This is a genomic window from Amycolatopsis sp. NPDC039088 (assembly GCF_055598845.1).
Genome location: NZ_JBVKAE010000003.1, coordinates 76,517 through 99,050 on the forward strand (window position 1 = coordinate 76,517; position 22,534 = coordinate 99,050).

General features: G+C 70.7%; 2 protein-coding genes. Both read right to left on the minus strand.

From position 1 onward, the window contains the following. Nucleotides 1–10: 10 nt before the first annotated feature. Nucleotides 11–220, minus strand: coding sequence for an MbtH family protein (locus tag ACZ7KI_RS05295; protein WP_007029404.1), 210 nt, complete (start codon nucleotides 218–220; stop codon nucleotides 11–13). Then, nucleotides 217–22,524 carry a non-ribosomal peptide synthase/polyketide synthase gene (locus ACZ7KI_RS05300; RefSeq protein WP_470271953.1) on the minus strand — a complete coding sequence of 7,436 codons (22,308 nt, stop codon included), beginning with the start codon at nucleotides 22,522–22,524 and terminating at the stop codon, nucleotides 217–219. Before ACZ7KI_RS05300 ends, ACZ7KI_RS05295 begins: the two co-directional genes overlap by 4 nt. Nucleotides 22,525–22,534: the final 10 nt, after the last annotated feature.

Here is a 22,534-nt window from a genome sequence, read left to right on the forward strand (position 1 = left end):
CCCACCGCGGTCAGGACTCCATGGCCTTGACGAGCGAAGCGGGACGCAGGTCCGTCCAGTTGGTCTCGACGTATTCGAGGCACTCCGGCCGCGATGCCGGGCCGAACTTCGTGGTCCAGCCCGCCGGGACCTCGACGAACTCGGGCCACAGGCTGTGCTGTCCCTCGTCGTTGACCAGCACCAGGTACGTGCCGTCAGGGTTCTCGAACGGGTTCGTCATTCCTTGTTCTCCTTCTTCGTGGCCGGTGAATCAGCCCGGCGGGTGAGCGCGTCGAGCGCGAGGAACCAGCCCTCCGCCAGTTCCCGCACCGACGCTTCGGTCAGTACGGCCTCCGGCCAGGACCATTGCGCGTTCAGTTCGGGACCGCCGGGGCGATCCTCGGTCAGGACGTTGATCGTCAGCGCGTGCGAGACCGGCATCTCGTCGTCTGCCCCGAGTTCCGCCGCCTCGGCCTCCGCGGCGTACGACCAGTCCGTCGCCTCGGGGACGCCGATCCGGCCCAGGTAGTTGAACTCGATCTGCGGCTTCGCGAACGCTGCCAGTTCGGGGCCGGTACGCGGGTCCAGGTACCGGAGCAGCCCGTGCCCGATCCCCGCGTCCGGCAGCCCGGCGAGGTGCGCCCGTACCCGTTCGAGCGCGGCGCCGGCGGAGGCTCCGCCCGCGAACGCGTCGTCCAGGTCGAGGTCGCCCACATCGAGGCACACCGGCACGACACTGGTGAACCAGCCGACCGTCCGCGAAAGATCCGCGCCACCGGCCAGTTCCTCCTCGCGGCCGTGCCCCTCGACATCGACCAGCACCGCGCGGCCCTCATCCCGGCGCCACCGGGCGACGGCGAGCGCGAGCCCGGTCAGCAGGACGTCGTTGATCGTCGCCCCGAACGCCGACGGCACGCGGGACAGCAGCGGGGCCGTCCGTTCGGCGGGCAGTGCCAGCGACACCTTCTTCACCGTGGCCGTCACGTCACGTCCGTGGTCCAGCGGCCGGTCCAGCGGGAGGGGATCCCCACCGCCCAGTACCGACTTCCACAGGTCCAGTTCACCCGCGCGGTCCTGTTCGGACAGTGCCCGCGACCACCGCCGGAACGAAGTGTCCACAGAGGACAAGTCTGGTTCACGACCGGCGGCGACCGCTGCCCAGGCCGAAGCGAGGTCCGGCAACAGGATTCGCCACGAGACGCCGTCGATCGCCAGGTGGTGGACCATCAGCAGCAGCCTGCCAGGACCGGAGTCCCCCGTGTCGAACCAGGTCGCGCTCAGCATCACTCCGGCGTCCGGGTCGAGCCGGGCCCGGGTCGGTTCGGCGTGCCGCTCGATCTGAGCGAACAGGTCGCCCTCCCCGACGTCGACACGGTCGATGAGGACGTCGACGGATTCGGCCACCCGGAGCGCCCAGCCGTCCACCGACCGGTCGAGCCGGGCACGCAGCATGTCGTGCCGCGCGACGACCGCGCCGAGCACCTTCTCCAGCTGCTCGCCGGTCATCCCGGACGGCGTCCGCACCAGGGCGGCCTGGTGGTATCCGGCGATCGGCCCGCCCAGTTCGCGCAGCGCGTGCATGATCGGCGTCAGCGCGATCGCGCTGTCGTCCGCCACGCTCACCGCGACCTCGGCCAAGCCCTCGACCGTCCGGTGCGCGAACACGTCATGCGGCGTGATCTTGAGTCCGGCCGCGCGGGCCCGGCTGACCAGCCGCATGGCGACGATACTGTCCCCGCCGAGGGCGAAGAAGTCGTCGTCGGCGCCGAGTTCCGGTACGTCGAGCACTTCCGCGAAGAGGGCGCACAGCGTCTTCTCCCGGTCGGTCTCCGGCGCGCGGCCACCGGCCAGCTCCGTGTAGTCCGGCGCGGGCAGCGCCTTACGGTCCAGCTTCCCGTTGGACAGCACCGGAAGCGCGTCGAGGGTGACGAACGCCGCCGGGACCATGTAGTCCGGCAACGTCTCGGTCACGAACCGCCGCAGTTCCGCGTGCTCCACAGTGGACACCACGTAGGCCACCAGCTGTTTGACCCGCGGCCGGTCCTCACGCACCAGGACGACGGCCTGCGCGACCTCGTCGTGCCGCTCCAGCACGGCTTCGATCTCGCCGGGTTCGACCCGGAAGCCACGGATCTTCGCCTGATCGTCGGCGCGCCCGCCGAAGTCCAGCCGTCCGTCCGCGGTCCACCGGGCGAGGTCGCCGGTGCGATACATCCGCGCGCCGGCCGGACCGAACGGATCGGCCACGAATCGCTCCGAGGTCAGCGCCGCCCGTCCGAGGTAGCCGCGGGCGAGACCGGCACCGGCGAGGTACAGCTCACCGGTGACACCGGGCGGCACCGGCCGCAACGCCGCGTCCAGCACGTAGGCGCGGGTGTTCGCGACCGGACGGCCGACCAGCGGCTTCCCGCTGTCGCCGATCCGCGCGATCAACGCGTCCACTGTGGACTCCGTTGGCCCGTACAGGTTGAAGGCCTCGGTTCCGTCCAGAGTGGCCAGACGTCGCCACAGACTCTCCGGTACCGCCTCGCCGCCGACGCCGATCACGGCCAGCGGGCACCGGTCGCCGTCGAGCAGGCCGGCGTCCGCCATCTGCGCGAAGAACGACGGTGTGACCTCGATGAAGTCGAAGCCGTCCCGCTCGATCATCGCGGCCAGCAGTTCGGGGTCGCGCCGGGTCTCCTCGTCCACGATGTGCACGGCGTGCCCGTCGAGCAGCCACAGTTGCGGCTGCCAGGAGGCGTCGAAGGAGAACGACCAGGCGTGCCCCACCCGCAGATGCGCTTTGCCGGTGGCTTCGACGGCGGGCCGGTGCAGCGTGGCGCGGTGGCTGTGGAACAGGTTCACCACGCCGCGATGCGGGACGACGACACCCTTGGGCGTCCCCGTCGAACCCGACGTGTAGATCACGTACGCCGGATGTTCCGGGACGAGCGGGCGGACGCGGTCCCGATCGGTCAGGTCGTGCGCGAGCCTGTCCTCGGTGACGAGCGCACACAGCGCGAGCGTCTCGATCCCGGTCCGGGGCAGCGACTCCAGCAGCTCGGGTTCGGTCAGGAGCACCTTGGGCCGCGCGTCGGCCAGCATCGCGGCCAGCCGCTCGGCCGGGTAGTCCGGGTCGAGCGGCAGGTACGCCGCACCCGCCTTGTGCACGGCGAGGATCGCCAGCAGCACGTCCGCCGACCGCGGCAAGGCCAGTGCGACGAAGTCCTCCGGACCGACGCCGTGCGCGACCAGCGCCCGGCCGAGCCGGTTGGCGCGCTCGTTCAGCTCGGTGAAGGTCCAGGTGACGTCGCCGGACACCACCGCGACCGCGTCGGGCGAACGCCGGACCTGCGCCTCGAACAAACCGGCCACAGTGGACGGTTCGACAGCTATGGAAGCACCCGTCCCGTCACGCAGGATCCGGTCGAGTTCGGTCTCGGCCAGGATGCCCACCCGGCCGACGAGAGTGTCCACATCGGACACCATCGCGGTCAGCACCCGCTCCATCGCGACCGGGAGCCGCTCCGGCATACCGGCATCGAACAGATCGGCGCGGTACTCGGCGGTGAGCTTCAGCCTCGCGCCGGGTTCCACCGCCCACGTGAGCGGATAATGCGTGGAGTCCTCGTGACGCACGATCTCCCCGCGCAGCCCGGCACCGGTCTCGTCCTCCTCCGCACCCGGGTAGCTCTCGAACACCATCAGCGTGTCGAACAGCTCGCCGAGCCCGGCACCGCGCTGGATGTCGGCGAGACCGAGATGCTGGTGCGCCAGCAGGCCGGCCTGTTCGTCCTGGACCCGGCCGAGCAGCGTACTCAGCTTTTCGGCGGGGTCGACCGCGATCCGCACCGGGATCGTGTTGATGAACAGGCCGATCATCCGCTCGACCCCGGCCAGGTCGGGCGGGCGCCCGGCGACCGTCGCGCCGAATACGACGTCCGACCGCCCGGTCAGCTTGCCGAGCACGATGCTCCACGCCGTCTGGACGAGGGTGTTGAGGGTCAGCCCTCGCGAGCGGGCCAGTCCGGCCAGCGCGGCGGTCGCCTGCTCCGGCAGCTCCAGGGTCAGGCGCTCCGGCAACGCCGGTGCTCGCTGGGGGTCGTGCGGGACGAGGTGGGTCGGTTCGGTCAGCCCGTCGAGCGCCCGCCGCCAAGCGGCCTCGGCCGCCTCGCGATCCTGGTCTCCGAGCCAGCCGAGATGGTCGCGGTACTGCCTGGCGGGCGCCAGGTCCGCGCCCGCGTACAGCTGGGACAGCTCCGCGAACAGCTGCGGAACCGACCAGCCGTCGAGCAGGACGTGCTGGTGGGTGAACACCAGCCGGTGCCGCCCGTCCGGCATCGCCAGCAACAGGAACCGCAGCACCGGCGCGACCGCCGGATCGAACCGGCGCCGATCGTGAGCCAGCTCCGCCTCGATGTCAGCGTCCGATTCCACGAAACGCCAGGGAACCGTGACCGAGCGCGCCACGAGCGCGACCGGACGACCGGATGCCAGGTAGCGGTAGCCGGTGCGCAGCACGGCGTGCCGGTCGACGAGTGCCTGAGCCGCCTCCTGAAGCCGCCGCGGGTCGAGCGGTCCGTCGAGCTCGAAGGAGACCTGAACGGTGTAGACGTCCGGGCCGTCGCCGTCCATCGTCGCGTGGAAGAGCAATCCCGCCTGCAACGGCGTCAGCGGCCATACCTCGGCCGTACCCGGTGCGACTTCGAGGATCTCGGCGCGTTCGCCCTCGTCGAGGTCCACCAACGGCTTCCCGCTCACCGACGCGGGCGCGTCGAGCCGCACCGTACTGACCTCGGCCAAGGCGGCGACTGTGCGGTGCCGGAAGACGTCACGCGGGCTGAGCAACAACCCGGCGGTCCGTACACGGCCGACGAGCTGCATCGCGACGATGCTGTCGCCACCGAGGCGGAAGAAGTCGTCGTGGATGCCGACCTTGTCCAGTCCGAGGACGCCTGCGACGAGCGACGCGAGCAGTTCCTCCCGCGGAGTGCGCGGTGCGTCACCGGACACGGCTTCGGCGAAGTCCGGGGCCGGCAGTGCCTTGCGGTCGAGCTTCCCGTTGGGGGTCAAGGGGAATTCGTCCAGCACCACGAACGCCGACGGCACCATGTACTCCGGCAGCGCGGCCTCCGCCTGCCGCCGGAGGTCCTCGACGTCGGCCGGGCCGGCGAGGTAGGCGACGAGCCTGCCTTCGCGCAGGACCACCCGCGCGGGAACCCGCCGGGAGAGCACGGACTCGATCTCTCCCAGCTCGATCCGGAAGCCGCGCAGCTTGACCTGGTCGTCGATCCGGCCCAGGTAATCGAGGACGCCGTCGGACCGCCACCGCGCGAGGTCACCGGTGCGGTACATCCGCTCCCCCGCCGCGAACGGGTTCGCCACGAACCGTCCGGACGTCAAGCCCGCCCGCCCGAGGTAACCCCGCGCCAGCTGCGTCCCCGCCAGGTACAGCTCACCGGCGACACCCGGCGGAACCGGCTGGAGCCGGGCATCCAGGACATACGTGTGGGTGTTCCACACTGGACGTCCAATGGGGACGGTGTCGTCGACGACCTCCCACGAGGTCACGTCGACCGAAGCTTCGGTCGGTCCGTAGAGGTTGTGCAGCGGGACGTCCACGCGGGCCGCCAGTTCCGGCGGGAGCGCCTCGCCACTGCACAGGACCCGGCGCACGCCGTGCCACTCCGGCTCCTCGGCGAGGAACGCCTCCAGCATCGAGGGGACGAAGTGCAGGGTCGTGATCCGCTGATCGCGGATCACCGTCTCGAGGTACCGCGGATCCCGGTGCCCGTCCGGTTTGGCGACCACCAGCGTGGCGCCGGTGATGAGCGGCCAGAAGAACTCCCACACCGACACATCGAAACTCGACGGCGTCTTCTGCAACACCCGATCATCCGCCGTAAGACCGAACTCGTCCTGCATCCACAGTAGACGGTTCACGATGCCTTCATGAGGCACCACGACACCCTTGGGACGACCGGTAGAACCCGACGTGTAGATCACGTACGCCGGGGACTTCGGATCCACGACGCGGCCGAGATTCTCGCCGGAGTAGCCGCCGAGATCAGGCAGGGTGTCGAGAACCACGGCGGGGGCCGCGTCTTCGAGCATGAACGCCAACCGGTCGGCCGGGTAGTCCGTGTCCAGCGGCAGGTAGGCGCCACCGGCTTTGTGCACGGCGTACAACGCGACGACCAGATCGATCGACCGCGGCAGCGACACCGCCACCACCGACTCCGCACCCACGCCCCGCTCGACCAGCCACCGCGCCAACCGATTCGCCCGCGCGTTGAACTCACCGTAGGAAAGCGAGACGCCCTCGAACACCACGGCAGGAGCGTCCGGCGTTCGCGCCACCTGAGCCTCGAACAACTCCGGCAACGTCGCCGCCGGAACGTCGTGCGCGGTGTCGTTCCAGCGTTCGAGCAGAACGCGCTCGTCCTCGTCGACGACGTCGAGCGCGCCGACCGCGATCGCGGGATCGGCGGCCACCTGCTCCAGGACGGCGACCAGCCGCCGCCCGATCGCCTCGGCCGTGCTCTCGTCGAACAGGTCGGCGCTGTACTCGATCGCGCCGGAGATCCCATCGGTGTTCTCCAGGAACCCGAACTCGAGATCGAACTTGGCGATCCCCTGCGCGAAGTCCTCCTGATCCGCACGGAGGCCGGACAGCTCCAGCCCATCGCCCGATTCGGGCAGGTAGACCACCATCACCTGGAACAACGGGTGCCTGGCCAGCGAACGTTCCGGGTTGACCGCGTCGACCAGCCGCTCGAACGGCAGGTCCTGGTGCTCGAAAGCGGCCAGGTCCGCCGCGCGCACCCGTGACAGCAGGTCGCCGAACGCCGGTTCGCCGGACAGGTCGGTGCGCAGCACGAGCGAGTTCACGAAGAACCCGACCAGTGGCTCCAGCCGTTCGTCGGTGCGGCCGGAACTCGGTGCGCCGAGCGGGATGTCGTCCCCGGCGCCGAGGCGGTGCAGCAGCGCCGCGACCGCGGCCTGCGCCAGCATGAACATGCTGACGTCGTGCCGGCGGGCGACCTCGCGCAGCCGTCCGGTGAGCGCGGCGTCGATCGGGAAGGTCACCAGACCGCCGCGGTGACTCGATTCCGACGGCCGCGGCCGGTCCGTCGGCAGGGCGAGTTCGTCCGGCAGCCCGGCCAGCGTGGTCCGCCAGAACTCGAGGTGCTCGGCGGCTGTCGAGTCAAGCAGTTCCCGTTGCCACAGGGCGTAGTCCGCGTACTGGACCGGGAGTTCGGTCCACTGTGGAGCGTTACCGGTCAGCCTCGACTCGTACGCCGTGGCGAGATCGGTCATCAGCGGTCCCTGCGACCACTCGTCCGTCGCCACGTGGTGCAGCACCAGCAGGAGCACGTGTTCCGTCGGTGAGACCACGAACACGGTGGCCCGGATCGGGAGTTCCTCGTCGAGAGCGAAGCCGCGCCCGACTTCGGCGGACAGCTGGGCAGGGAGGTCCGTCGCGTCGGAGAAGCGGATCTCCGGTCGCGCGTCGGCCAAGATCCGCTGCGCCGCGACGCCTTCCTCCTCCACGAACACGGTCCTGAGCGTTTCGTGCCGCTCGACGACGTCGCCGATCGCCGCGCGCAGCGCGCCGGTGTCCAGTTCGCCGTGCAGGCGCCAGGCGAGCGGGATGTTGTACGTCCGTGTGACCCCTTCGAGCCGGTACAGGAACCACAACCGTTGCTGCGCGGGCGAAAGCGGCAGCACGTCCGGGCGTGGTCCGGCGCTCAGGGCCGGCCTTGCCGACGGTCCGGCGAGCCGTGCGGCCAGCGCGGCCACCGTGGGCGCGTCGAAGACATCACGGACCGACACCGTCGCGTCCAGACCCGCCGAGATCCGGCTGACCAGGCGCATCACCAGCAGCGAATGCCCGCCGAGCGCGAAGAAGTCGTCATCGATCCCGACCCGGTCCACGTCGAGCACGTCGGCGAACAACGCGCACAACGCCTCTTCCCGCGCGTTCCGCGGTTCGCGGCCCTCGGTGGTCGCGAACTCGGGTGCCGGAAGTGCTTTGCGGTCGAGTTTGCCGTTCGGGGTCAGCGGGATCTCGTCGAGGACGATGAACGCCGACGGAACCATGTGCTCGGGCAGCTTCGCCGCAACCTCCTCCCGAAGGCCACTAGCGGACCCCACGACGTAGGCCACGAGCCGGTCTTCCCTGGCCACGACCACGGCACGCGTGACAGACCCCGAAGCGGTCAGTGTCGCCTCGACTTCGCCGAGCTCGACCCGGAAGCCGCGGATCTTGACCTGGTCGTCGACGCGGCCCAGGAACTCCAGGACCCCGTCGACGGACCAGCGCGCGAGGTCACCGGTCCGGTACATGCGCTCCCCCGCGCCGCCGAACGGGTCGGCGACGAACCGCTCGGCGGTCAGGCCCGGCCGGGCCTGGTACCCGCGGGCGAGCTGCGCACCGGCGAGATAGAGCTCACCGGGGACACCCGGCGGGACCGGGTTCAACCGGGCGTCCAGCACATAGGTCCGCGTGTTCCACACCGGACGTCCGATCGGGACGGTCGGCGTCACCGAAGCACCGGCGGGCCAGGCGGTCACGTCGACCGACGCTTCGGTCGGGCCGTAGAGGTTGTACACCGGGACGTCCACGCGGGCGGCCAGCTCGGACGGCAGCGCCTCACCACTGCAGATGACGCGCCGCAATCCGGTGCACTCCGCCGTCTCCAGGAACACCGCGAGCATCGAAGGGACAAAGTGGACGGTGGTGATCCCCGCCGTGCGGATCAGGTCCGCCAGGTAGGCCGGGTCCTTGTGTCCTTCGGGCTTCGCGACCACCAGGGTGGCGCCGGTGATCAGCGGCCAGAAGAACTCCCACACCGACACATCGAAACTCGACGGCGTCTTCTGCAGCACCCGGTCATCGGCGGTCAGACCGTACTCATCTTGCATCCACAGCAGACGGTTCACGATGCCGGAGTGCGGCACCACGACGCCCTTGGGACGCCCCGTCGAACCCGACGTATAGATCACGTAGGCCGGAGACTTCGGATCGACAACGCGGCCCAGGTTCTCGCCGGAGTAGCCGTCGAGATCAGGCAGGGTCTCCAGAACCACCGCGGGGGCGGCGTCTTCGAGCATGAAGACGATGCGATCCGCCGGGTAGTCGCGGTCGACCGGCAGGTAAGCCCCGCCCGCCTTGTGCACCGCGTACAACGCGACCACCAGATCGATCGACCGCGGCAGCGACACCGCCACCACCGACTCCACACCCACACCCTGCTCGACCAGCCACCGCGCCAGCTGGTTCACCCGCGCGTTGAACTCCTCGTAAGAAAGCGAGACACCCTCGAACACCACAGCGGGAGCCTCCGGCGTCCGCGCCACCTGAGCCTCGAACAACTCCGGCAGCGTCGTCACCGGGACTTCACGAGCCGTGCGGTTCCATTCGGTCACCCGCGCGAGTTCGTCGCCGACGAGGACGTCGAGCGCGCCGACGGGCCGGTCCGGTTCGGCGGTGGCCTGCTCCAGCAGGGACGCGAGCCGGTCGAGCAGCCGTCGGGCCGTCGCCGCGTCGGCGAGGTCTTCGGCGTACTCCAGCATCAGCGTGGCGGTGTTCTCGTCGTCGACCATCGTGAAGTGCAGGTCGAACTTCGCCATGCCGGTGTCCATCTCGAACCACTCGGCCGGCAGGCCGAGCACGTCGTGGGCGCCGGTTTGCCGGTGGTAGCCCACCATCACCTGGAACAGCGGGTTGCGACCCGGGACGCGGGGCGGGTTCAGTTCTTCGACGACGCGCTCGAACGGCAGGTCACCGTGCGAGAACGCGGCGAGATCCGCCTCGCGCACCCTGTCGAGCAGTTCGGCGAACGTCGGCTCACCCGACAGGTCGGTCCGCAGGACGAGAGTGTTCACGAAGAACCCGACGAGGTCGTCGAGCGCCGCGTCGGTGCGTCCCGCGATCGGGGCGCCGAGCGCGATGTCATCCCCGGCGCCGGTGCGGTGCAGCAGCGCGGCCACAGCGGCTTGCAGCACCATGAACGGGCTCGCTCCCGCTTTCGCCGCCAGGTCACGCACGGCGGCCGACAGCTCGTGGGGCAGCCGGAACTTGACCTTTCCACCTCGGCCGGTCGGCCGGAGCGGACGCGGACGGTCCAGTGGCAGCGTCAGCTCGTCCGGTGCGCCGCGCAGGGCGTCCGCCCAGAAGGCGATCTGCTCGGCCCCACGCTGATCGAGGAAGTCCTTCTGCCACAGAGCGAAGTCCGCGTACTGCACCGGCAGGTCCGTCCACCCGGGAGCGCCGCCGGCGAGCCGGGACTGATAGGCCGAGTTCAGATCGTCGAGCAACAGGCGGTCGGACCATTCGTCGGTCGCGCTGTGGTGCAGGACCAGCGAGATCACCTGGTCTTGGGCGCCGAGCCGCAGCACCCTCAGCCGGACCGGGATCTCGCGGGCGAGATCGAAGGGCGTCCGTGACAGCTCGGCGACGCGGGCGTCCAGCCCGGCCTCGTCGCACTCCTCGACGGCGAACGGGATCTCCGGCGCGTCGAGAACGCGCTGGTAGGGCTCCCCATCGTCCTCGGCGATGACGGTCCGCAGGACCTCGTGCCTGCCGAGTACGTCGCCCAGCGCGGCGCGCAAGGCGCCGAAGTCCAGCTCGCCACGCAACCGGAAGGTCAGCGGGAAGTTGTAGGCGACCGCGTTCGCTTCCATCCGGTCGACCAGCCAGAGGCTTCGCTGCGCGGACGAAAGCGGGATCCGATCCGGGCGTTCGGCACGCACCACCGCCGGCCGCGCCGGTTCGCCGCCGCCGACGCGGGCGGCCAGTTCGGCGACCGTCGGTGCCTCGAACAGGTCACGGATGGCCAGTTCGGCCCCGAGTTCGGTCCTGGCCCGGCTGATGAGCCGGGTCGCGAGCAGCGAGTGGCCGCCGAGGTCGAAGAAGTTGTCCTCGACGCCGACACCGTCCAGTCCGAGGACCTCGGCGAAGAGCGCGCACAGCGTTTCTTCCTCGGCGGTCTCGGCCGGGCGGCTTTCGGTGCGCCGGACCGCCGGATCGGCGTCCGGCAGCGCCCGCACGTTGAGCTTGCCGTTGTCGGTCAACGGCAGGCTGCCGAGGGTGACGAACGCGGCCGGGACCATGTAGTCGGGCAGCTCCGTCTTCAGCCGGTCCCGCAGGCGTTGCACCAGTTCGCCGCCACCACGCGCCGAAGTCGGGCTCGTGGCGTACTTGGCCAGGTTCGTGCCGACCGAGACCGGCAGGTGCACATCGGTGATCAGCGCGTCCGGCTGTCCCTTGTGGACGAACACGGCTTCGAAGGCGCCGTCCGCGGACCAGGTCGTGTGCACGCGGTAGCCGAGCCGTTCGCCGAGTTCGTGCACGTCCTCCGGCTCGATGCCGTCGGCGGCCCGGAAACGCTCCAGGACGTCGATGAGCGGCGCACCGGCGTCCAGTGCCCGGGTCGCCTCGACCTCGGGCAGCTGCCGGGCGTCCGGGATCCGGCTCACCCGCAGGGTTTCCGCGTCCGCCAGCCGTTCCTCCACCGCGGCGAGCGAACCGGCCTCGTCCCAGGTCAGACGCGGTGCCTGCGCGACCGAGAAGGTCCGCGCGGGCTCCTTCACCAGGACGGCGTCGTAGCGGTACCGGCTCAGCTCGTTGTGCAGCCGGGCGCGTTTGATCCGGACCTGCGCCGCGACGTCCGGCAGGCGCCGCGCGAGCGCGGTGAAGTAGTCCGGGTCGATCAGCAGTTCCTTCTCCAGCGCGGCACCGCGTTCGATCGCCCGCCGCACCTGGGCGACGTCGGATGTCGCGTCGGCGCGGGTCAGCTGGATCGCGGTGTGGAAGGAGCGCGCGAGACGCAGGTTCCGGACGTCGCCGACGAACAGCGTGCCGCCGGGGGCGAGCAGGCCGATCGCCTTGGTGATGACGCCGGTCAGATAGTCGACGCTCGGGAAGTACTGGATGACGGAGTTGATCACGATCGTGTCGAACCGGCCGGCGGGCAGGCCGTCGAACACGTGCGCCGGCTGGGCGCGCAGGTTCACCTTCGCCGCCAGCTCCGGATCGCGCTCCAGCTCCCGGTTCAGCTTCGCGATGACCGGCGCGGCGAGGTCGGTGCCCCAGTACTCGCGCGCGAGGGGCGCGATCTGCCCCATCAGCAGACCGGTGCCGACGCCGATCTCCAGCACCCGCTCCGGCTTCAGTTCGGCGATCCGGTCGACGGTCGCCTGCCGCCATTCCCGCATGTGCTCCAGCGGGATGGGATCGCCGTCGTAGCTGGAGTCCCAGCCCGCGAAGTCCTCGGTGAACAACGCGGTCGGGATCTCGGTGTACTCGTCCGAGTAGATCTGCTGCCATTCGCCGACCTGGTCGGCCTCCGCCTCGGCGCGCGCGTCCCCGCTCAGTTCGGCCGGGACGACGTAACCGATGAGCCGCTGCAGCCCCGGCGCAGACGGATCCGGCCGGGCGATGACGGCGGCCTGCGCGACCTCCGGATACCGGCTGAGCGCGGTCTCGATCTCGCCGAGTTCCACGCGGTAACCGCGGATCTTGACCTGGTCGTCGGTCCGGCCGAGGAAGTCCAGGTTGCCGTCCGGGCGCCGCCGCACCAGGTCGCCGGTGCGGTACATCCGCCCGCCGCCGACGGCGAACGGGTCGGCGACGAACCGCTCGGCGGTCAGGCCGGGCCGGCCGAGATAGCCACGGGCCAGGCCCTCGCCCGCGATGTAGAGCTCACCCGCGACACCGTCCGGAACCGGCCGCAGCCAGGCGTCGACGATGTAGGCGCGGGTGTTCCAGATCGGCTTGCCGACGGTCGGGGTGTCGCTGTCGGTCGTCCCGCCGCCGAGGGTGTTGATCGTGTATTCGGTGGGGCCGTACAGGTTGTAACCGTAGGTCCCGTCGGTGTCGCGCAGCCGGTTCCACACCGACTCCGAGACGGCCTCACCACCGAGCAGCACGAGCGCGGGCCGATGCCGTCCCTCCCCGTCCTCCAGCAGCCCTTCCTCGATCAGCAGGTGGGCGTACGTCGGCGTCACGTTGACGACGTCGACCTCGTGCTCGTCGCAGTACGCCACGAGTGCCCGCGCGTCCCGCCGCAGTTCCTCGTCGCAAACGTGGACCTCATGCCCTTCGACGAGCCACAGCAGCTCTTCCCAGGACATGTCGAAGGCGAACGACACGGTGTGCGCGATCCGCAGCCGCCGTCCGCCCGCCGACGCGATGGCCGGGGCGAAGATCGCGCCCTGGTGGTTGAGCTGCATGTTCGTCAGGCCGCGATACGGCGTGACGACGCCCTTGGGCTTGCCCGTGGAGCCCGAGGTGTAAATGACGTACGCCGGGTGCTCCATGCGGTCCGCCCGGCCGCGGGCGAACAGCGGGCGTTCGGCGTCGGAGATCGGGCCCTCGCCGAACGCCCTGTCTTCGTGGTCGTCGACCAGGACACGAGGGACGTCATCGGGCAGTGCCGCCGATACGTCCTTTGTGGACACCAGGCACAGCGGCCGGGCGTCGGCCAGCATCACCGCGAGCCGGTCGGCCGGATAGTCGAGTTCCAGCGGCAGGTACGCCGCGCCGGTCCGCAGCACGGCGAACAACGCGACGACCATGTCGATCGAGCGCGGCAGGCCGAGCGCGATCACCTGTTCCGGCGCTGCCCCCTTTGACAGCAGGAGCCGGGCCATCCGGTTGATGCGCGCGTCGAGTTCGGCGTAGGTCAGCTGCTCCTCACCGAACACCAGGGCGGTCGCGTCCGGAGTCCGCTCCGCCTGCGCGGCGAGCAGATCCGCGATCGTGTCCTCGATCACCGGGTGCTCGGTCTCGGCCCAGCCCGCTTCGAGCGCGGCGCGGTCCTCTGCGGACACCGTGGCGAGCGCGCCGACAGGTTTCGCCGGATCGGCGACGATCTGCTCGACCAGTGAGGTGAACCGGCCCAACACCGAGGCGGCTTCGTCCGTGTCGATCACGTCGTCCCGGTAGGACAGCGTGATCCGCGTTTCCTCGCCCGGCGTCACCACCAGCGTCAACGGGTAGTGGGTCGCATCGATGTTGAGCAGGCCGGTGATGCCGTGCCGGTGACGGAGGCCCTCGCGCCGCTCGTCGCCGTCCGCGTTGCGCAGCACGAAAAGCGTGTCGAACAGGACCCGATGCCCGGCTTCCCGTTGCAGGACACCGAGGCTCATGAACTCGTACGGCGTCAGGTCCATCCGCTCGGACTGCAGGCGCCGCACCAGGTCCAGGACGGACTCGCCCGGGTCGAGCCGGACCCTGGCAGGCACGGTGTTGAGGAACAGCCCGATGGTGTTCTCGATGTCGGGCACGGCGGCCGGCCTGCCCGCGACCGCGGCGCCGAACACGACGTCGTGCCGCCCGGTCATGGTCGACAGGACCAGGCCCCACGCGGCATTGAGCACGGAGTTGACGGTCAGACCGTGCCGCCGGGCCTGCTCACGGAGCCGACGACCCAGGTCGCCGGGCAGCACGGTGTCCAGGTTGACCGGGGTGGCCGGGACCAGGTCCTGGCCGTCCGGTCCGATGACGGTCGGCTCCGCGAGCCCGGACAGTGCTTCGCGCCAGGCATTCGTGGCGGTCTCGATGTCCTGCCGGGCCAGCCAGCGGAGGAAGTCCACATAGGACCCGGCAGCGGGCAGCGTCCGGTCGTCCCCGCCGAGGTCGTACAGCGCGAACAGCTGCTCGATGAAGAGCCAGGCCGACCAGCCGTCCCACAGCAGCAGGTGCCGGTTCAGCACGACGCGGTCGCGTCCGTCCCCGAGCCGCACCAGCTTCAACCGGAACAGCGGCGGGGCACCGAGGTCGAACCGGGTGGCCCGGTCCTCGGCCATCAGCTCGTCGAGCCGGGCCTGTCGTTCGTCTTCGGACAGACCCGAAAGATCCACTTCGGACACCGGAGGTTCGACGGCGGACGCGACGAACTGCACCGGACCGCGCAGCCCGTCGCTGGTGAAACCGGCACCGAGACTCGGGATCCGGCGGAGCAACGCGGACACCGCCGTCCGCAACCGGTCGGCGTCCAGCCGGTGGTCGAAGTCGATCGCTTCCTGGATCGTGTAGATGTCGACCCGGTCGGAGTTGTAGCTGGAGTGGAAGAACAGCCCTTCCTGCAGCGGCGACAGCGGCCAGATGTCGGCGACCGGCACCGGGCTGACCTTCTCGACGCGGGTGATCTCCTCCTGGGTCAGCGACACCAGTTCGAGGTCGGACGGTGTGAGCCCCACCGGCGCGCCGGTGTCCACCGCCGCGAGTCCGGCCATGGCGTCGGCCCAGCGGTCGGCGACGGCGAGCGCTTCGGCCGGACCCGCGAACGTCGCGGCCAGCCTCGGTCCGGTCTCGGTGTCCTCGCAGGCGACCCCGATCCGCAGGACATGGTCACCTGGCGGCGGGACCGCGGCGTACCCGGGGACCTGCCACTCCCCCGCTCCGGCGGGGACACGGCCCTCATACCGAAGGGCGATCCGCGGCCGGGCGAGGCCGGTGAACAGCGGCACGGTCTGCGCGTTGAGGTAGCGCAGCAGACCGTAACCGTCGGGCGTCTTCCGGACGGTTTCCTTGACGGCCTTGAGCAGCGCGAGCGGTTCGCCGGTGGCGGTGATCCGCACCGGGCGGACCGAGGTCAGCGCGCCGACCGTGTGCGAGACGTCGTCCTCTCGTCCATGGAGATCGACGAGGAGGTCACCGTCGACGGCGGCTTTCAGCGCGGTCAGGAGGACGTCGGTCACGTCGCCGTGCACAGCGGAGGGCAGCGGGCCGACGAGCGTCCGCGTGTCCTCGACGGACAGGGTGATCCGGCGTTCGGCGACTTCACCGGCGGTGGGGATCTCGAAAGCACCGGCAGCCAGTGTCTCGCTCCAGTGGCCGACTTCGCCGAGCAGCGCGGGATCCTGCGCGCCCCCGGTGATCCGGCGGGCGATGGTCCTCAACGAGGTCTCCACCGGCATGAATACGGGCGCGTGGCCCTCGGTCACGGCGCGCCAAGCGGTGGCGAGATCGGCCGCCAGCGTCGTCCAGTCCCGCGCTTCCAGCAGTACCGGATGCGCTACCAGGAGCAGCCGGGCAGGCTCGTCGAACCAGACGGCCTGCAGCAGGCTGTCCTCCAGCCTGGCGACGGCGTTCCGGTATTCGTCTTCGAGGGAGCCGGTCGCGTGGCGAAGCAGGTCCGTCGCCTGGACCGTCCCTTGTGGACGGACTTCGAGCGACCACAGCACCGAAACGACCCGCGAAAGTTCGAGCCGCAGGCCGTCGTGGTGGTCGAGGACCAGTTGCAGAGCAGCGGCGAGCGTCTCGACGTCGGCCTCCGACGGCACCGTCAGGACGACGGACTCCGGTTGCACCGCGGAACCCAGCTCCCGGATCCGGAGTACCTCGGGCAGGAGCGGAAGCGTACCGACTCCGTCGCCGTCCGCCACCGGATCCGGTTCGGCCGCCAGACCGGTGGCGGCGAGCGCGGCCGGGGTCCGGAGTTCGAACACGTCCTTGGGGCTGAGCTCGAAACCGGCCCGGCGGGCACGGCTCGACACGGCGATCGAGGAGATGCTGTCGCCGCCCAGCAGGAAGAAGTCCCCGTGAACGTCCACAGTGTCCAGTCCCAGGACGTCCGCGAAGATCCGCGCGAGCGCGCGTTCCTGCTCATTCCCGGACGGCGCGATCGCGGGCTGCCCGATTTCGGGCGCGGGCAAGGCCCGGACGTCGAGCTTTCCGCTGGGGGTCAAGGGGAACTCGTCGAGGACCACGAGCGAGCGCGGGACCATCGGAGCGGGCAACGCCTCGCTCACCGCGGCACGCAGCCGCTCCGGGTCCGCGGCACCGGCCACGTAGCCGATCAGCGCACCGTCCTTCGCCACGACCGTGGCGGCGGTGACGCCGGGTTGCGCGGCGAGTACGGCCTCGATCTCGCCGAGTTCGATCCGGTTGCCGCGGATCTTCACCTGCCGGTCGGTGCGGCCGAGGTACTCGATCTCGCCGTCGGCGCGGCGCCGGACCAGGTCCCCGGTGCGGTACAGCCGCTGCCCCGGTTCTCCGAAGGGATCGGCGACGAACCGTTCGGCGGTCAGCGACGGACGGCCGTGGTAGCCACGGGCCAGCTGGACGCCGGCGAGGTACAGCTCACCCGCCACGCCGTCGGGAACCGGACGGAGGTGGCCGTCAAGGACGTGCAGACGCGTGTTCCACACTGGACGTCCGATGGGGACGGTCGCGCCCTCGATCCCGGTGGTGCCGAAGAAGGTCACGTCCACCGCGGCCTCAGTCGGGCCGTAGAGGTTGTGCAGCGGGACCCCGGTGAGCGAGCGCCAGCGGGCGGCGATCTCGCCGGTCAATGCCTCCCCGCTGGAGAACACGCGGCGCAGGGAGCGGGTCCAGCCGAGGTCTTCGGTGACGTCTTCGCTGCCCAGGAACGCGGAGAGCATCGACGGCACGAAGTGCAGGGTGGTGATCCCACGCTCCCGGATCACCCGGGCGAGATATGCCGGGTCGCGGTGGCCGTCCGGTTCGGCCAGCACCACCGCGGCGCCTTCGCAGAGCGCCCAGAAGAACTCCCAGACGGAGACGTCGAAACTCGACGGTGTCTTCTGCAGCACCCGGTCCGACGCGGTGAGCCGGTACTCGTGCTGCATCCACGCGAGCCGGTTGACGATCGCGCGATGGGTGACCGCCACGCCCTTCGGCCGCCCGGTCGAACCGGAGGTGTAGAGCAGATAGGCGGTGTTGTCCGGGCCGGCGGGTGCGCGCGAGACGTCGCCGACGTCGGCCTGGCCGGTCACGGAAACGTGGTCGAGCCCGGCGACGGCAGGGATGCGCGAAGCCGTCCCGGGTTCGGAGACGACGAGACGCGCGCCGGAATCGGCGAGCATGTATTCGAGCCGATCGGCCGGGTAGTCGAGGTCGATCGGCAGATACGCGGCCCCGGCCTTGAGGACGCCCAGCAGGGCGACCATCAGCTCGGCCGACCTCGGCACGGCGACGGCGACGACCTGTTCGGGACCGGCCCCCGCCGAACGCAACCGACGGGCCAGCGCCTCCGCGCGGACGTCGAGGTCCGCATAGGACAGTTCGGTGTCCTTGAACACCACCGCTGTCGCGGACGGCGTCCTGACGACCTGCTCGGCGAAGGCCTCGGCCAGCGTGCGCTCCGGCACCGGATGCGCGGTGGCGTTCAGTTCGGTCAGACGGCCGCGTTCGGCGGGCGACAGCAGATCGACGGCCGCGACCGGCAGCGCCGGGTTCGCGGTCAGCGTCTCCAGCAGCCGGGCGAACCGTTCCGCGAGCTGCCCGGCCGCGACCGCGTCGATCCGGGCGGCGTCGAATTTGAGGCTGAACTCCAGGTCCTCGCCCGGGGTCACGATCAGCGCGACCGGGAAATGCACCGCGTCGGTGACCTCGACGCCGGTGAGACGGACGGTTCCGGACGGATCCACGCGCTCCTCGTCACGCGGGAAGTTCTCGACGACGACGAGCGTGTCGAACAGTTCTTCCTGTCCGGCACCGGCGATGCGCTGCAGTTCGCCGAGGCCGAGATGTTGGTGCTCCAGCAGTGCCGACTGCTCGTCCTGCAGCCGCCGCAGCACCGACGCGACCGTTTCGGAACCGGCCCAGCGCAGCCGCACCGGCACCGTGTTGATGTACAGGCCGACCGCCGATTCGAGACCGGCGGCGCCGGTGTCACGGCCGGAGACGGTGCTGCCGAACAGGACGTCGTCGCGGCCGGTGAGGCCGCCGAGCAGAAGCCCCCAGGCGCCGTGCAGGACGGTACCGAGGGTGAGGCCGTGCGTCCGGGCCATGGCGGACAGCTCCGCCGTCGCCCGCCCGCCGAGGCTCAGTCGCAACCGCGACGGCCGCCGCTCGCCGGTGGCCGATGCTTCGATCAGCCGCGTGGGTTCGTCCACTCCGGACAACGCCGTCCGCCAGGCTTCGCGGGAGGCCTCGTGGTCGCGCGCCGCGAGCCGCCGCAGGTGGTCCGTTCGGGAGTCCACCTCCGGGCGTGGGTCGTCCACTCCCGCGTAGGCCGCCAGCAGCTCGCGGAGCAGCACCACGACCGACCAGCCGTCGGCGATGATGTGGTGGAACGTCAGCGCCAGTTCGGCCCGGTCTTCACCGAGCCGGGCGAAGGCCGCCCGCAGGAGAGGCGGCCGGGCGAAGTCGAACCGGCGCGCGCGATCGGCCTCGAAGGCTTCCGCGGCGTCCTCGGCGGCCACCTCGCGCCAGGGCAGTTCGGCATGCCGGGTCACCAGCTGGACGACCTGTCCGCCGTCGAGCTGCCGGAAACCGGACCGCAGCGACGAATACCGGTCCAGCAACGCCTGCACCGACCGGCGCAGCGCGACGGCGTCGACCGGCCCTTCGAGGCGCAGCACCTCCTGGACGGTGTAGATGTCGGCGGCCGATCCACCTTCGAACTCCGCGTGGAAGAAGAAGCCTTCCTGCAACGGCGTCACGGGCAGGACGTCGGCGTACTCGGCGAGTGACGCGCGTTCGGCGTCGGTCAGCTCGAGCAACGGTCGCTCATCCACAGTGGACTCACCGGGCAGGATTTCCGCGCACGCGGCCAGCGCCTCGGGCGTCCGGTGCTGGAACACCTGGCGTGGGGTGATGACGAGTCCTTGTTCCGCGGCTCCGAGCACCAGCCGGATGGACAGGATGCTGTCGCCGCCGAGGGAGAAGAAGTCGTCGTCGGCACCGGCCGAGGCCAGCCCGAGAACCCGCGCGACGACGTCGCACAGGATCCGTTCCCGCTCGGTCCGCGGTGCACGGCCGGTGGCGGCGGCACCGAAATCGGGCAGGGGCAGCGAAGTGCGGTCCAGTTTGCCGTTCGGCATGATCGGCAGCCGGTCGAGTTCCACGAACGCGGACGGCACCATGTAGTGCGGCAGCACCGATTCCGCGTGGCCGCGCAGGTCCTTCGACAGCGACGGCGAACCGCCCGTCTCCGGGACGAAATACGCCACCAGCCGCCGGTCGCCCGGCTTGACCTCGCGGGGCACGACGGCGATCCGGTCGACCCCGGGGTACGCGGCCAGCGCGGATTCGACCTCCCCCGGTTCGATCCGGAAGCCGCGGATCTTGACCTGGTGGTCGGTGCGGCCGAGGAAGTCGAGATCGCCGTCGGCACGCCAGCGGACCCGGTCACCGGTGCGGTACATCCGCTCGCCGCCACCGGCGAAGGGGTCGGCCACGAAGCGCTCCGCGGACAGGCCCGGCCGTCCGGCGTAACCCCGCGCGAGACCGCGGCCGCCGACGTACAGCTCGCCTTCGACGCCGGCCGGCACCGGCCGCAGCGCGGTGTCGAGGACGTAGCAGCGGGTGTTCGGATCCGGTCGGCCGATCGGGATCGGCCCGGTCCAGCCGGGCTCGGCCGCCCACAATGTCGAGTTCACCGTCGCCTCGGTCAGCCCGTACGCGGCGACGACCCGCAGATCTTCGGCCCAGCGCGCGATCAGTTCCGGCGGGACGGTTTCGGTGCCGACGATCAGCACCGCGCCCTTCGGCAGTTCGCAGTCCGGCGGCAGTGCCGCGACCAGCGACGGCGGCAGGATCATGTGCGTCGCCTCGTGCTCGGCGATGTAGCCGGTGAGCTCGACACCCGCGACCCGGCGGTGTGACGGCACCACGATCAGCGTTCCACCGACGCACAGCGACATGACCAGGTCCCAGACCGTCACGTCGAACCCGGTCGAGGCGAACTGCACGACCCGGCTGCCGGGGCCGATGCCGATCCGTTCGGTCGCCGTGCTGATCAGGCTGCCGATCCCGTCGTGGGACAGGACCACGCCCTTCGGCTTCCCGGTCGAGCCCGAGGTGTAGATGACGTACGCCGCGCGGTCGAGCGCTATCCCGCTCACGTCCACAGTGGACGCGTCGAAGGTCGCGAGTTCGGCGGCGATCGCCGGATCGTCGAGACGGACCCGTTCGACGTCCACACTGGACGGCAATTGCGCCGCCTCGTCCTTTGTGGACACGACGACGCCCGCACCGGCGTGGGAAAGCATGTACGCGACGCGGTCTTCGGGATGGTCGAGGTCGAGCGGGAGGTAAGCCGCCCCGGCCTTCATGACGGCCAGGAGTGCGACGATCAGGTCCGCCGATCGCGGCATCGCGACCGCGACGACGTCCTCGTCACCGACACCCCGGCTCCGCAGCAGCCGGGCGAGCCGGTTGGCGGCGGCGTCGACCTCGGCGTAGGTCAGCCGGACGTCCTCGCAGACGACGGCCTCGGCGTCCGGCTTCCGCGCCACGACCCGGTCGAACGCCTCCGGCCAGGACACTTCCGGCGAATCCGCCACCGCGGTCCCGAACTCCAGCACCTTGGCCCGTTCCTCGGCCGAAAGCAGGTCGATCGCGGCCAGCGGCAGCTCCGGCCGCGTCACCAGGTCGGCCAGCACCGTGGCGAACCGGCGGCGGTGCTCGGCCAGCTCGTCGTCCGAGGACACGGCCGCGTCGGCATCGAAGTCGAAGCGCAGGCCCCGGCCTTCACCGGCGTCGTAGACGGCGATGGCGACGTCGCTGATCGGTCCGAGTTCGAGGTTGTGCACGGTGGCGCTCGCGTCGCCGAACGCGAGTTCGCCGTCCACGGCCATGAAGTTCACGCTCAGCCCGACGAGTTCGTGCACCCCGCCGCTCGCGCCGAGTTCCCGCGCGAGGTCCTCGCCGCGGTACCGGCTGTGCTCCAGCAGCGCGGAGACCTTCTCGGCGACCTGGGCGACCAGGCGCGACGGCGTCGTCTCGGGCCGCACGGTCAGCCGCAGCGGCAGGACGTTGGACACCATCCCCGGCTGCTCACGCAGGGCGCGGGTGGTGCGCGCGGTGACCGGGAGGCCGAGGACGAGGTCTTCGGCTCCGGTCACCCGGTGGGCGTACGCCGCCACCGCGGCGATCGCGACCCGGGACAGCCTCGTTCCAGCGTCGAGCGCGAACTTCCGCAGGTGACCGGTCTCCGCCGCCGTCAGCTCCCAGGAGTGCCTTCGCAGCCGGACCGGGCCGGAGGACGCGCGTTCGAGCAGCCGCACCGGGTTCGGCCTGCCCGCGAGTTCGCCTGCCCAGTAAGCCTGGTCGGCTGTTCCGTCATAGTCGCTCTCGGCCAGCCCCGAAAGCGGCCAGGAAACCTCTTCGACACTGCCCGAGTAGAGAGCCGCCGCACGGCGGGTCAGGACCGCCTGCCCGTGCGCGTCCATCACCAGATGGTGGTAGCGCTGGAACCAGCGGACCCGGTCCTCGGCCAGCACCAGCAGCGCGTGCGCGGTGAGTGGGCCTCGCGCGAGGTCGGCCACCACGGTCAGTTCCGCCCGCGCCCATTCGTCGGCCGCCCGCTCCGGATCCGGCTCGCCGGTGAAGTCCAGGACGGCGGCCTCACCCGGCGTTGCCGGAAGCTGGACCGGCTCGCCGTGCTCGAAGCCGACCGTGACGTGCAGGCACTCCGCCTCCGCGACCGCGCGCCCGACGGCCTCACGCAGCCGGGCGACGTCGAGGTCGCCTCGAAGCTCCGCGACCCAGCCGATCGTGTAGACCGGGTCGGCCGGGTCGAGCTGCTGAGCGAGCCAGATCCCCTTCTGGGCCGGAGTCAGGGGAAAGCCGCGGTTCATCGGAATTGCC